The organism is Parabacteroides sp. KHUB-03 (genome assembly GCF_056640975.1).
The window spans coordinates 2,218,694-2,234,221 of sequence record NZ_CM153257.1; the positions used below are offsets into that span (position 1 = coordinate 2,218,694).

Sequence of the window (15,528 nt, forward strand, 5' to 3'; positions counted from 1 at the left end):
AACCTGTCCTGTCACAGCAGAGCCACAAAGTCATCAAAAATGAACTCCGTATCTGTAGGGCCGCTGCATGCTTCGGGGTGAAACTGAGCGGAAAAGAAGGGCTTTGTCTTATGACGTATGCCTTCGTTGGTACCATCGTTCATATTGATAAAGAGCGGTTCCCATTCAGTACCCAATGTGTCGTTATCTACTGCATAACCATGATTCTGGGAGGTGACAAAGCATTTTTCCGTACCAACCATACGTACCGGCTGGTTATGGCTGCGATGTCCGTACTTCAATTTATAGATAGAAGCACCACCGGCTTTTGCCAGCAATTGGTTTCCCATACAAATGCCGCAGATGGGCTTATCGCCCTGCAACGCTTTACGGATATTCTGTACGGCAGCATCGCAGGTATCGGGGTCGCCCGGGCCGTTCGAAAGAAATAATCCATCGTATTCCAATTGATTGAAATCATAGTCCCAGGGCACACGGATTACCGTTACATTCCGTTTCAAAAGGCTGCGGATAATATTATGTTTTACTCCGCAATCAACTAACACAACACGTTTCTTCCCTCCAGCATACGTAATAACTTCTTTGCAGGATACGTTATCCACATAGTTTACATTTCCATATTGCCCGAAACCGGACACATTCTCCTTATCATCGTCTCCAATAATAATGCGTCCCATCATTACACCATGTTCGCGCAACTTCTTTGTCAACGCACGGGTATCAATGCCATAAATGCCCGGAACGCCCTCATCCTTGAGCCAGTTGCCAAGGCTTTCCACCGCGTTCCAATGGCTATATTCATGGCTGTAGTCGCTCACAATAATTGCTTCCGCATGTATCTTTTCGCTCTCCATAAAGGTTGCAATCCCTTCTTCATTGAAGATGCGTGGAGGTACTCCATAATTGCCTGCCAACGGATAAGTCAAGACCATCAACTGACCGGCATAAGAGGGATCGGTCAAACTTTCCGGGTATCCTGTCATGGCAGTGTTGAACACTACTTCGCCGGCAATGTTTTTATCAGCACCAAAAGAGATGCCTCGGAAAACAGTACCGTCATCCAGAATCAATGTTGCTTTTTTTTCTTTCTGCATATAATCCATATGTTGTGTCATTTGACTAAATATTCTTCTTCCATGTAATTAATGAAGGCTTTGTTTACCAACCGTGCTCCTCCCGGTGTCGGATAATCGCCCGAAAAATACCAATCGCCCGGATGGTCAGGACAAGATGCGTGCAGCCCTTCCAAAGTCTGATAGACAATCTCCACCTTTGTCCGGGTCTTCTCCGTGGTAAGCAGTTCAACCATCTTAGCCGATATCTCCCGGTCGGTAAAAGGAGCATAAATCTCCTTTACATAGTTTACGATCAGATCTCTCCCTGCCATCTGTTGTTCTTTTGCCTTCCGGTAAACCTCCAGGATGATGTTTTCCATTCCCCGGTCTCTCAATAATGCCACTGCTGCCTTAAAGGCTATAAATTCGCTCATCCGCGACATATCAATACCATAATAATCCGGGTATCGAACCTGGGGAGAAGAAGAAACTATGACGATCTTCTTCGGATGCAAGCGATCGAGGATACTGATAATGCTTTGCTTCAGAGTTGTTCCGCGAACAATACTATCGTCTATCACGACCAGATTGTCTATATACGGCTCCAAACTTCCGTAAGTAATATCGTATACATGAGCAGCCAGATCGTTACGGCTGTTGCCTTCGGCTATAAAGGTACGCAATTTTATGTCTTTAATCGCCACTTTCTCACAACGAACGCGCTTAGAAAGGATATCAGACAACTCTTGTTCATCAAGAAGGCGTTTGCTGCCGATAATCTGTTCGGTTTTAAGGCGGTTCAAGTAATTGTTTAATCCCTCCTGCATACCAAAATAAGCAACCTCCGCCGTATTTGGGATGAAAGAGAAGACGGTATGATCCAGATCATGATCTACAGCGTTCAGTATATCGGGCACCAGATTGCTGCCCAGTAGCTTCCTTTCCTTATATATATCTACGTCGCTACCCCGGGAGAAATAGATACGTTCGAAAGAGCAAGCTTTATTCTCTTTCGGTTCTATAATCTGTGAAGTCCGGATTTCTCCCTTCTTATTGATAAAGAGGGCTTCTCCCCTATTCAGTTCTTTTATATCCTCTACTTGCACATTCATTGCAGTCTGTATAACCGGACGTTCCGAAGCAAGTACAGCAATCTCGTCGTCCACATAGTAAAAAGCCGGACGAATACCCCACGGATCACGTACACTAAAAAATTCGCCACTACCTGTAAGGCCGCATATTACATAACCTCCATCCCATTGTGGAGCACAGCGTTTCAGTACGTTTGACAGATCAATCTGATTTTCTATAGCATGGGTAATATCCATTCCGGTCAACCCCTCTGCCTCACTCTTGCAATAAAGACGTTCTACTTCACGATCCAAACGATGCCCCATCTGCTCCAACATGATATATGTATCGGAGTATTTACGCGGGTGTTGACCGATAGCTGTTATCTCATGGAAAATATCGTCTACGTTTGTCAGGTTGAAGTTACCGCAAAGAGCCAGATTCTTGGCACGCCAGTTATTGCGCCGTAAAAAAGGATGGATATAAGAAATACCGGATTTGCCGGTGGTACTATAACGGAGATGCCCCATATAAAGCTCTCCTGCAAAAGGAAGGTTAGCCTTGGCGTAATATGGATCATTCGATTTATCGGAAGGTAGTTCTTTGTAATGTTGATGAACAGCAGAAAATATATCTGTTATTGCACTTGTTCCAAGTGCCCTTTCACGAAACATATATTCTTCGCCGGGACTTGCTTCCAGTTTAACACAAGCTAAACCGGCACCTTCCTGTCCGCGGTTATGCTGCTTTTCCATCAGCAGATAAAGTTTATTGAGCCCATACATCCAGGTTCCATACTTCTCGTAATAATACTCTAAAGGTTTCAATAACCGAATCATGGCGACTCCACACTCATGTTTAAGTACTTCCATTGGGGTTTTATTTTAATACGGCGACAAAGTTACAAATATTATATTTCATATTGATTATAAATAAGCCCAATAAATAACATATTAACACAAATAATTATCAAATACAGCATTTAGTTAATTTATATATAAAACATCAGACAAATAGACAAAATAACAATTAGCTAAAAACATCCTACTATAAAACTATAAATTATAAGTATTTCTGCTCATTTATCTAACAATTTAAAGCCTGTTGCTTCCCGGACCTAAATTAAACAAAAATCAAGAGACAATAATATATTCCAATATGAAACATAAAATTATATTTGCATATCATTTAGACACATATTACAGAAATAATAAATCAAATAGATATACAAAATGAGCAAAAAAGATCATTTCACCAGTCAAAGAGGCTTATACAACTCTGCTTACGAACACGATGCATGTGGAGTTGGAATGTTAGTTAACATTCATGGAGAGAAATCACACAACATTGTTGAATCGGCTCTAAAAGTATTGGAAAATATGCGGCATCGGGGGGCTGAAGGGGCTGACAATAAAACTGGAGACGGTGCTGGCATCATGTTACAGATTCCCCATGAATTTATTTTACTTCAAGGGATTCCTGTACCTGAAAAAGGTAAATATGGAACCGGACTTGTGTTTCTACCCAAAGATGAACAACAACAAACTGCCATACTCAGCATTATAATAGAAGAAATAGAAAAAGAGGGGCTAACATTAATGCATCTCCGAAAAGTACCGGTTAACACAAGTATTTTAGGAAAATCTGCACAGGAAACTGAACCGGATATTAAACAAATATTTGTTACCGGCTGTAATGACCAACAAACTATGGAGCTAAAGCTATACATCATTCGTAAACGAATTGAGAAAAAGATCGCTTCAGCCAATTTACCTGGAAAAGAAAACTTCTATATCGTATCCTTATCTACCAGAAGTATTATATATAAAGGTATGCTGGAGTCGATGCAGCTGCGTCACTATTTCCCTGACTTAACAAACCATTATTTCACCAGCGGGCTGGCATTGGTACATTCACGTTTTAGCACCAACACATTTCCCACATGGAGTTTGGCACAACCTTTTCGACTGCTTGCACATAACGGGGAAATCAATACGATTCGCGGAAATCGCGGATGGATGGAAGCTCGTGAAAGTGTCCTGTCTTCATCCAACATTCCCGATATAGAAGATATACGCCCTATTATTCAACCAAACATGAGTGACAGTGCCTCTCTTGACAACGTACTCGAGTTTTTTGTAGCTTCCGGAATGAGCCTTCCTCATGCTATAACAATGTTGATACCGGAAAGTTTCAACGAGAAAAACCCTATCTCCGAAAGTTTAAAAGCTTTTTATGAATATCACTCCATCCTTATGGAACCATGGGATGGCCCTGCAGCACTTCTATTCAGTGATGGTCGTTATGCCGGAGGTATGCTAGACCGTAACGGATTAAGACCTGCACGCTATCTGATTACGAAACATGACATGATGGTAGTAGCCTCGGAAGTAGGCGTAATAGACTTCGAGCCAAATGAGATCAAAGAAAAAGGTCGTTTACAGCCGGGGAAAATACTTCTCATCGACACTGAAAAAGGTGAAATATATTACGACAGTGAATTAAAAAAGGAACTGGCAAACGCCCAACCTTATCGTACATGGCTTGCCAACAACCGGGTAGAACTGGATGAAATAAAGTCTGGAAGAAAAATTCCTCATATTGTAGGCCAGTTCGACCAACGTTTACATATTTTTGGTTACAACAGGGAAGATATAGAACGCATTCTCATACCTATGTCCACAAATGGTACGGAACCGATCGGTTCTATGGGAAACGACACACCGTTGGCAGCTTTGTCCACCCGCCCACAACTATTGTACAACTACTTCAGGCAACAATTTGCACAGGTCACTAACCCACCTATTGATCCGATCCGCGAAGAGTTAGTTATGAGCCTGGAAGAATATATCGGGGCTGTGGGTAACAAAATCCTCAGTCCGAATGAAAACCATTGCAAAATGGTTAAACTAAATCATCCTATTCTTACAAATACACAATTAGATATTTTATGTAATATCAGATACAAAGGGTTCAAATCAGTCAAACTACCCATGTTATTTGAAGTAGCAAAAGGATGCAAAGGACTTCAATCTGCATTAGAAAAACTCTGTAAGCAAGCTGAACAATCCGTTGCCGATGGGGCAAACTACATTATACTTAGTGACAAAGGGATAGACAAAGAACATGCTCCCATCCCGTCATTACTTGCAGTCAGTACCGTACATCATTATCTGATTTCAGTACAGAAACGCGTACAGACAGCTCTTGTCGTAGAAACAGGAGACATGCGCGAGATAATGCATGCTGCCCTTTTATTGGGTTATGGCGCCAGTGCTATCAACCCTTATATGGTATTTGCGATTATCAAAGATATCGTAGACAACCAAATCATCCAGCTTAACTACGAAACCGCCCGCAAGAATTATATCAAAGCAATATGTAAAGGATTGTTCAAAGTTATCAGTAAAATGGGTATCAGCACTATTCGAAGTTACCGTGGAGCCAAACTATTCGAAGCTATCGGCCTCAGCAGCGAACTAGCAAACACATACTTCGGAGGAACTACCAGTAATATAGAAGGTATCCACTTAGATGAAATTACCAGCGATATTATTGCCATGCACAAAGAGGCTTTCAAACAAACATCAGGCAGCCCACTTCCCAACGCCGGAGTCTATTCTTTCCGTAAAGATGGAGAAAAACATGCATGGAACCCGGAAACGATCGCTACCCTTCAACTCGCTACCCGGTTGGGAAGTTACAAAAAGTTTAAAGAGTATAGCCACCTGATCGATAATAAGGAGACACCTATTTTTTTACGCGACTTTCTTACATTCAGAAAACAGAAACCCGTACCACTGGAACAGGTAGAACCTGTTGGCGATATTATGAAACGTTTTGTTACCGGTGCAATGAGCTTCGGATCAATTAGTCGTGAAGCACACGAAACCATCGCTATAGCTATGAACCAAATACACGGACGGAGTAATACAGGAGAAGGAGGAGAAGATCCGGCACGTTTTATTCCTGGTAAAGATGGCACATCCCTTCGTTCTGCCATCAAGCAAGTGGCATCCGGCCGGTTCGGAGTTACTGCCGAATACCTGGTAAATGCAGATGAAATACAAATTAAAATCGCACAAGGAGCAAAACCCGGCGAGGGAGGACAACTACCAGGCTATAAGGTAAACGACATTATAGCCAAAACACGTCATTCTATTCCGGGCATCTCACTGATTTCGCCGCCACCTCATCATGATATATACTCTATAGAAGACCTCGCACAACTTATCTTTGATCTGAAAAATGTTAATCCGCATGCCGAAATCAGTGTTAAGCTGGTAGCCGAAAGCGGAGTAGGAACGATTGCTGCTGGTGTGGTTAAGGCCAAAGCAGACCGTATTATCATTTCCGGTGCCGAAGGTGGTACCGGTGCTTCTCCTGTAAGTTCCATTCGCTATGCCGGTGTGTCACCCGAATTAGGTTTGTCCGAGACACAACAAACATTAGTCCTCAACAATCTTCGCGGACAAGTTCGCCTGCAATCCGACGGACAACTGAAAACCGGACGCGACATTATTCTAATGGCCTTGCTCGGCGCTGAAGAATTTGGATTCGCCACCTCTGCCCTTATTGTCCTGGGATGCGTTATGATGCGCAAATGCCATATAAATACCTGCCCGGTAGGAGTTGCCACACAAGACGAAGAACTACGCAAGCGTTTCCGCGGACGCAGTGAGTATCTGGTAAACTTTTTCACTTTCCTGGCAGAAGAAGTCCGCGAATATCTGGCTGAATTAGGCGCTAAAAGTTTGGATGAGATTATAGGACATACGGATTTGCTTATCCGTAAACCATCAGACTCAATTGCCAAGCATGATCTGCTTAATTTTGACAAGCTAATTCATTTTCCGGCAGAAGGTAAACAAAATGCCATTCACAAAACGACAAAGCAGGCGCACCTGATAAACAATGTAAAAGACATTGACATCATTAAACATGCTATGCCTGCCATCAAGTTTCAGCACGAAATATCACTGAACTATACCATTGCCAACACAGACCGTTCAGTAGGAGCCATGTTATCCGGTGAGATTGCAAAACATTATGGTAATACAGGCCTGCCAGACAATACCTTAAACATCAAATTCAAAGGTTCTGCAGGACAAAGTTTTGGAGCATTTCTGGCACATGGTATCCACTTCCGCCTCGAAGGAGAAGCCAATGATTATTTAGGTAAAGGATTAAGCGGCGGTCGCATCAGCCTGATACCTCCTGTACAATCTACCTTCAGAGCCGAAGAAAACACTATTGCCGGTAATACTTTAATGTATGGGGCTACTAGTGGAGAAGTCTATATCAACGGACGTGCAGGAGAACGTTTTTGTGTACGTAATTCCGGCGCTATTGCTGTGGCAGAAGGGGTAGGTGACCACTGTTGCGAATATATGACAGGCGGACGTGTGGTCATACTTGGGCAAACCGGACGAAACTTTGCAGCAGGTATGAGCGGAGGAATAGCCTATGTATGGAATAAAGCCGGCGATTTTGATTACTTCTGTAACATGGAAACGGTGGAATTATCACTCATAGAAGACAGTAATACCAATAAAGAGTTGAACGAATTAATCCGCAAGCACTACCGCTATACAGGTAGCCTACTGGCCAGAAAAATGCTCGATAACTGGAACAAATACTCCGGAGAATTCATCTGCATCATCCCGATAGAATATAAAAAGGTACTGCAGGAAGAACAGATGATGAAGCTACAACAAAAAATAGCCGAAATGCAACGGGATTATTAACTCCGGAACCACCCGGCCGGGTGAGACCTCGTCACGCGATAAGGTGATGAACTACCACGCGGTAAGGTGACAGCTTATCACCAAAACGGATGGAATTAATAACAAACAAAACATCATTAAAAAGAAGTACAACAATGGGAAATCCAAAAGCATTCTTAACCATACACAGACAAGAAGCAGGCTACAGGCCTGTACATGAACGCATAGGCGATTTCAGCGAAGTAGAACAAACATTGAACAGCAACGACCGGCGCACACAAGCATCACGTTGCATGGATTGCGGCGTACCTTTCTGCCACTGGGCTTGCCCGTTGGGTAATAAACAGCCCGAATGGCAAGACCTGCTTTACAGAGGACGCTGGAAAGAAGCCTACCACGTGTTGGAACAAACATGCGACTTTCCTGAGTTTACCGGACGTATCTGCCCGGCTCTCTGTGAAAAAAGCTGTGTGCTGAAATTAAGCTGTAATGAACCTGTCACCATCCGTGAAAATGAAGCAGCTATCATAGAAATGGCTTTTCGTGAAGGTTATATCACACCAAAACAACCAGTCCGCAATGGAAAACGCGTTGCAGTTATTGGTAGTGGGCCGGCCGGATTGGCAACAGCGCAACAACTGAATCGCCGGGGCTATGAAGTCACTTTATTTGAAAAAGACGAACTGCCGGGTGGTTTACTTCGCTTCGGCATCCCAAATTTCAAATTAGGGAAAAACATCATAGACCGCCGGATACGGCTGATGAAAGACGAAGGTGTCATCTTTAAAGTAAACACGATGGTAGGCAAAGAGATATTGGCAAAAGATGTACTGGATTCCTACGATGCTATTTGCATAGCCATCGGATCGGAAGTTCCACGTGACCTGCCAATCGAAGGACGTAACCTGAAAGGCATTCATTTTGCACTGGAATTGCTATCTCAACAGAACCGCAAACTGGAAGGTATCCAGATTCCACCTAAAAACATTATTAACTGTAAAGGGAAAAAAGTACTCATCATCGGAGGAGGCGACACTGGCAGCGATTGCGTAGGAACGGCTAACCGTCATGGAGCGGCAAATGTCACGCAAATAGAAATTATGCCTAAACCTCCGGTAGAGTACAATCCACAAACATCTTGGCCCATGTACCCGCAAATATTAAAAACCAGCAGTAGCCACGAAGAAGGATGTCTACGTCGTTGGAATTTGGCATCCTGTCGATTTATAGGAAATGGAAACACACTTACAGGAGTAGAAGTGGAAGAGGTGAAATGGACATCTCCTATAAACGGTAGTCGTCCTGATATAAAAAAAACCGGCAGGAAAGAGATTATAGAAGCCGACCTTATATTCCTTGCCATGGGATTCGTGCACCCGGAGCAAGAAGGACTGATCAAAGAACTCTCACTACCAGTCAACGAACGCAAGAATATATCCGTAAACAAAAAAAACCAGACAATTATGGATAAAGTCTTTGCCTGTGGAGATGCAGTCAGCGGAGCCAGTCTGGTTGTAAAAGCTATGGCATCCGGAAGAAAAACAGCAGAAGAAATAGATAAATATTTAATGAACAAATAACTTTATAAAGAACAACAACTATGTGCGGCATAACAGCAATATTCAATATACATGGCGATACTTCCGTTTATCGCAGACAAGCTTTACAAATGAGTAAACAAATACGTCATCGTGGCCCCGACTGGAGCGGCATTTACCAGGGCAAGACTGCAATACTTGCACACGAACGCTTATCAATCGTCGATCCCGCTTCAGGAGGACAACCTTTAATCAGCGCAGATGGCAAACATATTCTTTGCGTTAATGGAGAAATCTACAACCATCGTGAACTACGCGAAGTATTAAAAGATGAATATGAGTTTCAAACAGGATCGGACTGTGAAGTGATCCTCGCACTCTACAAGAAAAAAGGCATTAACTTTTTAGAAGACCTGAATGGGATCTTTGCCTTTGCACTGTATGACGAAGAGAAAGATATCTACCTCATCGCCAGAGACCCAATAGGCGTTATACCTCTCTATATAGGGTATGACAACGAAGGACATCTATTAATATCTTCCGAGCTAAAAGGGTTGGAAGGATATGCCACCCATTATGAACCGTTTTTACCAGGACACTATTTCTATAGTAAAAACCGGGAACTAACGAAATGGTATACCCGTGATTGGACAAATTATGATAATGTAAAAAACAATCCATCCAATATAAAACAATTATATAACGCTCTTGAAGCAGCCGTCCAGCGCCAGCTCATGAGCGATGTTCCCTATGGAGTGCTCCTATCGGGAGGGCTAGATTCATCCATTATATCAGCCATCGCTAAAAAATATGCCGCCAAACGAATAGAGAATAATGGAAAAACAGATGCCTGGTGGCCTCAACTCCACTCTTTCGCAGTTGGCCTTAAAGGAGCTCCCGATCTGGCGGCCGCCCAAAAAGTAGCAGACCACATCGGTACCATACATCACGAAATAAACTATACCATACAAGAAGGACTAGATGCCATACGGGATGTGATTTATTACATCGAAACTTATGATGTAACAACCGTACGAGCTTCTACCCCTATGTATTTATTGGCCCGCGTAATCCGGAGTATGGGGATAAAAATGGTACTTAGCGGCGAAGGTGCTGATGAAATATTTGGCGGCTATCTATACTTTCATAAAGCTCCCGATGCAAAAACATTCCACGAAGAGACTATCCGCAAACTCAGAAAGCTTTATCTATATGATTGCTTGCGTGCAAACAAAAGCCTTTGTGCATGGGGAGTGGAAGGACGCGTTCCGTTTCTCGACAAAAAATTTCTGGATGTGGCAATGCGCCTTAATCCTACAGCAAAAATGTGCCCCGGAGAAATCATTGAAAAGAAGATTTTACGCGAAGCATTCTCGAAAATGCTTCCTCACGAAATAGTATGGCGACAAAAGGAGCAATTCTCCGATGGTGTTGGCTACAATTGGATTGATACATTAAAAAAAATAGCGGCGGAAGCCGTATCAGACAACGATATGCTTCATGCAACAAAACGGTTTCCGATTAATCCGCCACAAAATAAAGAAGAATATTATTATCGCAGCATTTTTGAAGAACATTTCCCTAGTGAATGTGCTGCACGGAGTGTACCAAGCGTACCTAGTGTAGCCTGTTCAACAGCAGAGGCACTTGTTTGGGACACCTCTTTCAAAAACAGAAATGACCCAAGCGGACGTTCTGTAACGGGCATACACAAAGCTTCCCATTAAAATTCATTATCAACAGAGGCTGAATTTTATATTGTTGCTATATTATTCGACACCAATAATTATTCGAAAAAATCCTTGAACGTTTTATTTTATATGATACCTTTGTCGAGGTTTATTAATAATTTAAATCGTGTATATATGAAAAAAATCTTTACTTTTATTAGTGCATTGGTAATGTTGTTTGCAACAACATTCACTGGTTCTGCGCAGAACCAGCCCCAATTAACAAATGCAGAAAAAGCTGCTATCGTTAAAGAGATAGTGCCAGCCATATTTGATCAGGTTAAAACTATTTCGGGTGTAGACTTCATGGCATTAACGAATCCTACAATCGAAGGTATTGTTTCATCCCCTCTATTTTTTCAACAAGGCTTGGCTACAAGAGCTGCCACTCCAACAGTGATTGATGTCATTCCTGACAGCATGAATGTAGATTTAAGTTCTATCAAAATGACAGGTATGCCTGATGCTGTAAGCAGCCTGTTAAAGAAAGTAAAACTAACATTCAGCGAATCTAAAGATTTCACATTTGCAATGGGTGTACGCCCTGTCAGTATAAAAATACCTCACAAAATTGTTGCTTCTATTGATGTACTTGGCGAGTTGCTAACCGTATCATTCACATCAGGAGACAAAGGTACTATTTTACCATACAGTTCATTCCGCGCTACTTTATCTTTAAGTCCTTTATTAGCAGGTCTGGGGTCAAGCATTGAAAACTTCCCGTTAAAAGCAGGCGATCTGTTATCTATCGAAGAAACAAAAGGCAGCAATGGCATTTTAAGTTATTCTATTGTAATGGAAGATGCTTTACGCGGAATGGTTAGCAGCTTGGCAGAAGTACCTAACTTTATGGTAACTTTAGACATGACTAAGTTAATGACGGCAGGTACTATCAAAGCCAGTTTGTTTGGCAAACCATTACAGGCTCCTACTGCTTCTATTCCTATGGGCGATGCCACAGTATATGCAAACCTGAAATCAACAACAGGTATGCCTGTCGAAGCAATTGTTTTAGCTTCTTATGGTACGGACAGCAAAATCAACGGCTACCGTAAGTTAACTCCTGTCATTTCTGTAAATGGAGCTAATATGTTACTAACAACTACAAATGAGATCAGTGCTGTTCCTTCTGCAGATACTAATGGTGATGGTGTTGTTAACAGTGAAGATTTGGAATGGACTAAAACTTCAGCTCAAGTTATTACAATGCCTGCTTCTTTAAGCACCACATTCGGTAACATGATGTCATCTTTGGTTGCCGGCATTATCGGTAATCTGAAAGCAGACATGAATCAGAATATTGATATAACAATAGACTCTGTGTATTACGAAAGCGAAACTGCTAAACCAACAATCAATGTAATGGCTATTAATGTTAAGACAACATTAGAAGCTATAAGCCTGCAAGAAAGTAATGTCATTGTCAATGTAACAATGAAAACAAGAAATGAAAGCAATACATTAGCTGAAGCTATGGCTATAAAGGCTACAGTTCCTACTGCAGACCAAAAGATCAAGATTGAATTTACGCCTGCAGGATCAGACACCCCGATGGCTACCGCATTCGTTAAGTCTAATGCACTTGGCGTTATCACCAGCAACGAAGCGTCTCCTGTTCTTGAAGATGCAAATGTATATGTACAAGAAGGCGGAATCTATGTTGAAAACTGTGATAAAGCTACCTATTCTGTTGTCAGCATAAATGGAGCTAAACTTACTAATGGAATTATCTCCGGAACAAACGAATATATCGCTATTCCTTCTTTAGCAAAAGATAACATTTATATTGTTACAATTATAAAAGATAATGCAAGAAAATCATTCAAGATTAAAGCAAACTAACCGGTAGAACATTCTTTTACTGATTTGCTATTCAAGAGGAGCCGTTCGAATTATCGAACGGCTCCTCTTTTATTATTTTAAGCCTCTTTTTTTATTTCCATTTTGTCAGAATTATCTCTGTTTCGCTTCCCATTTAACACAAAGAAGGCCATATACCATCCACACAAGTTATAATTTCACCGCATAAGCATGACTTATTATCTAATAGAAGCTAGTCATGAGTTACAAATAATATTTGAACAATTGGTTTTAATTACAGATTATAAGCAAAAATGGATATTAACAACACAAATTATTACAAGAGCAATATTTAATAAGCATTCAGACATATATAAGCAACATTAAATCACAAAACGTCATATATTTGTATTGTTACAAAACAAAAAGTTACAACAACAAGATTCAAGGAGTAAAAATGACACACCAAGTCAAATTCACAAAGATGCACGGAACCGGAAATGACTACATATACGTCAACACAATGCTCTATCCTCTTGCCAATCCGGAGGAACTAGCCGTCAAATGGAGTGCACCTCACACAGGAATAGGTTCGGATGGATTGGTTTTAATAGGCCCGTCAGATATTGCCGACTTCAGCATGCACATCTATAATGCAGACGGCTCAGAAGCCATGATGTGTGGAAATGCCTCCCGTTGTATCGGCAAATACGTATACGAAAAAGGTCTGACAAAAAAGAAAACCATCACATTGGAAACCCTGTCAGGCATCAAAGAATTGCAATTAACCGTCAAACGGAAGAAAGTAACCCTGGTTACCGTAGACATGGGTGCCCCTACCATTGGCGAAATAGCTCTGGAACTGGAAGCAGGAGGCAAACAATATATCGGTACCGTTATATCGATGGGTAATCCGCATTTAGTTATTTTTGTGGAAAATATAGCCAAGGTGAACCTTTCCGAAATAGGGCCTCTGTTGGAGCATCATCCTTTATTCCCCCATCGTACCAATATAGAATTCGCACAAGTTATAACCGAAGAAGAAATCAGAATGAAGGTATGGGAAAGAGGATCAGGCATTACCCAGGCTTGTGGAACAGGAGCCTGCGCAACCGCTGTAGCTGCCATTGTGAATGGCAAAAGCGGAAGGCTTACTAATATAATTATGGACGGAGGGATACTTTCTATCCGGTGGGATAACGAATCCAACCATGTTTATATGACAGGTGAAGCCATAAAAGTATTCGACGGAACAATAAGTTTATAATAAACAATAAACAGCATAAATCAAATCAGCAAGATATGGCACTAGTTAATGAACATTTCCTCAAATTGCAAAACAGTTATCTATTCTCAGACATCGCGAAGAAGGTAAACAGCTTTAAAATCACCCATCCCAAAGACAAAATCATCCGCATGGGGATCGGTGATGTTACGCAACCCCTTCCCCCTGCCGTTATAGAAGCCATGCATAAGGCCGTGGACGAGCTGGCAACGAAAGAAACCTTCCACGGCTATGGTCCGGAGCAAGGCTACTCTTTCCTTATTGATGCCATCCTGAAAAACGACTATGCCAGCCGTGGCGTCTATCTGGAACCCAGCGAAGTATTTGTAAGCGACGGAGCCAAAAGCGACACCGGAAATATCGGAGACATGCTCCGCCATGACAACAGTATTGGCGTAACAGATCCTGTATATCCCGTATATATCGACTCTAATGTGATGAGTGGACGTACGGGAATACTCGAAAACGGCAAATGGAGCGACGTCGTTTATATACCCTGTACGGAAGAAAACAACTTTATCCCCAGTCTGCCCGACAGGCGGGTAGATATCATCTACTTATGTTACCCTAATAACCCAACGGGAACAACCTTATCGAAAGACGAACTAAAAAAATGGGTCAATTATGCTTTAGCCAACAACGCCATTATCATGTACGACTCTGCTTACGAAGCATATATCCAAGACACAGATATACCCCACTCTATCTATGAAATAAAGGGAGCAAAAAAGGTAGCCATCGAATTCCGCAGCTTCTCAAAGACAGCTGGCTTCACAGGAGTTCGCTGCGGTTACACCGTAGTACCGAAAGAATTGAACGCTTTTACACTAAATGGCGAAACCGTGCAACTGAACAAACTATGGAACCGACGTCAGAGTACCAAGTTTAACGGCACCAGCTACATCACCCAGCGCGGAGCCGAAGCCATATATTCACCCGAAGGAAAGAAACAAGTTAAAGAAACTATAAACTACTATATGACAAATGCAAGAATCATGAAAGAGGGACTCAAAGCATGCGGCCTGAATGTATACGGCGGCACCAACGCCCCCTATCTGTGGCTAAAAACACCCGACAGACTAAGTTCATGGAAGTTCTTCGATAAACTGCTTTACGAAGTAAACATAGTAGGAACCCCAGGTGTAGGATTTGGTCCCAGTGGCGAAGGCTACTTGCGCCTCACTGCCTTTGGAGACAGAAACGACACAATGGAAGCTATGGACAGATTAAAAAAATGGCTACACCAATAAATCGGTTATCTACATAAAAAGACACTATAGAGAGGTCGCGACCATCAATCAGGCTAATTATTCACGCTCTAAC

8 protein-coding genes are annotated in these 15,528 nt (G+C 42.1%); 6 read left to right on the plus strand and 2 right to left on the minus strand.

The window, feature by feature from the left end:
- Positions 1 to 11 precede the first annotated feature (11 nt).
- Both carA and ACYIB7_RS09505 read right to left on the minus strand, forming a co-directional pair.
- Positions 12 to 1,115 carry a glutamine-hydrolyzing carbamoyl-phosphate synthase small subunit gene (gene carA / locus ACYIB7_RS09500; protein WP_480336873.1) on the minus strand — a complete coding sequence of 368 codons (1,104 nt, stop codon included), beginning with the start codon at positions 1,113 to 1,115 and terminating at the stop codon, positions 12 to 14.
- On the minus strand, positions 1,112 to 2,998 hold the full coding sequence (locus tag ACYIB7_RS09505) for an amidophosphoribosyltransferase (RefSeq protein ID WP_480336875.1): 1,887 nt from the start codon (positions 2,996 to 2,998) through the stop codon (positions 1,112 to 1,114). Before ACYIB7_RS09505 ends, carA begins: the two co-directional genes overlap by 4 nt.
- A gap of 360 nt (positions 2,999 to 3,358) precedes the next feature.
- Here ACYIB7_RS09505 and gltB point away from each other — a divergent pair, with 360 nt between their 5' ends.
- From gltB to ACYIB7_RS09535, 6 genes are all read left to right on the plus strand, one after another.
- Positions 3,359 to 7,873, plus strand: a complete 4,515-nt coding sequence (gltB, locus tag ACYIB7_RS09510; RefSeq protein ID WP_480336877.1) for a glutamate synthase large subunit — start codon at positions 3,359 to 3,361, stop codon at positions 7,871 to 7,873.
- A gap of 134 nt (positions 7,874 to 8,007) precedes the next feature.
- Positions 8,008 to 9,432 carry a glutamate synthase subunit beta gene (locus ACYIB7_RS09515; protein WP_103982139.1) on the plus strand — a complete coding sequence of 475 codons (1,425 nt, stop codon included), beginning with the start codon at positions 8,008 to 8,010 and terminating at the stop codon, positions 9,430 to 9,432.
- Between the two features lie 20 nt (positions 9,433 to 9,452).
- Positions 9,453 to 11,117 (plus strand): asparagine synthase B, encoded by a 1,665-nt coding sequence (gene asnB, locus ACYIB7_RS09520; protein ID WP_103982140.1) that lies wholly within the window; start codon positions 9,453 to 9,455, stop codon positions 11,115 to 11,117.
- A gap of 138 nt (positions 11,118 to 11,255) precedes the next feature.
- Entirely contained in the window at positions 11,256 to 12,962 is a 1,707-nt protein-coding gene (locus tag ACYIB7_RS09525; protein WP_480336880.1) for a DUF6383 domain-containing protein, read from the plus strand.
- Positions 12,963 to 13,377: 415 nt separating this feature from the next.
- Complete coding sequence (gene dapF / locus ACYIB7_RS09530) at positions 13,378 to 14,187, plus strand: diaminopimelate epimerase (RefSeq protein ID WP_480336882.1); 810 nt, start codon at positions 13,378 to 13,380, stop codon at positions 14,185 to 14,187.
- Positions 14,188 to 14,222: 35 nt separating this feature from the next.
- Positions 14,223 to 15,455 carry an LL-diaminopimelate aminotransferase gene (locus ACYIB7_RS09535; protein WP_455628343.1) on the plus strand — a complete coding sequence of 411 codons (1,233 nt, stop codon included), beginning with the start codon at positions 14,223 to 14,225 and terminating at the stop codon, positions 15,453 to 15,455.
- The last annotated feature ends 73 nt before the right edge of the window (positions 15,456 to 15,528 follow it).

Bases quoted from the DNA above. Each gene is read 5' to 3' on its own strand.
- ACYIB7_RS09535 (WP_455628343.1), top strand. From the start codon at position 14,223: ATGGCACTAGTTAATGAACATTTCCTCAAATTGCAAAACAGTTATCTA.
- dapF (WP_480336882.1), top strand. From the start codon at position 13,378: ATGACACACCAAGTCAAATTCACAAAGATGCACGGAACCGGAAATGAC.
- gltB (WP_480336877.1), top strand. From the start codon at position 3,359: ATGAGCAAAAAAGATCATTTCACCAGTCAAAGAGGCTTATACAACTCT.
- asnB (WP_103982140.1), top strand. From the start codon at position 9,453: ATGTGCGGCATAACAGCAATATTCAATATACATGGCGATACTTCCGTT.
- ACYIB7_RS09515 (WP_103982139.1), top strand. From the start codon at position 8,008: ATGGGAAATCCAAAAGCATTCTTAACCATACACAGACAAGAAGCAGGC.
- ACYIB7_RS09505 (WP_480336875.1), bottom strand. From the start codon at position 2,998: ATGGAAGTACTTAAACATGAGTGTGGAGTCGCCATGATTCGGTTATTG.
- ACYIB7_RS09525 (WP_480336880.1), top strand. From the start codon at position 11,256: ATGAAAAAAATCTTTACTTTTATTAGTGCATTGGTAATGTTGTTTGCA.
- carA (WP_480336873.1), bottom strand. From the start codon at position 1,115: ATGACACAACATATGGATTATATGCAGAAAGAAAAAAAAGCAACATTG.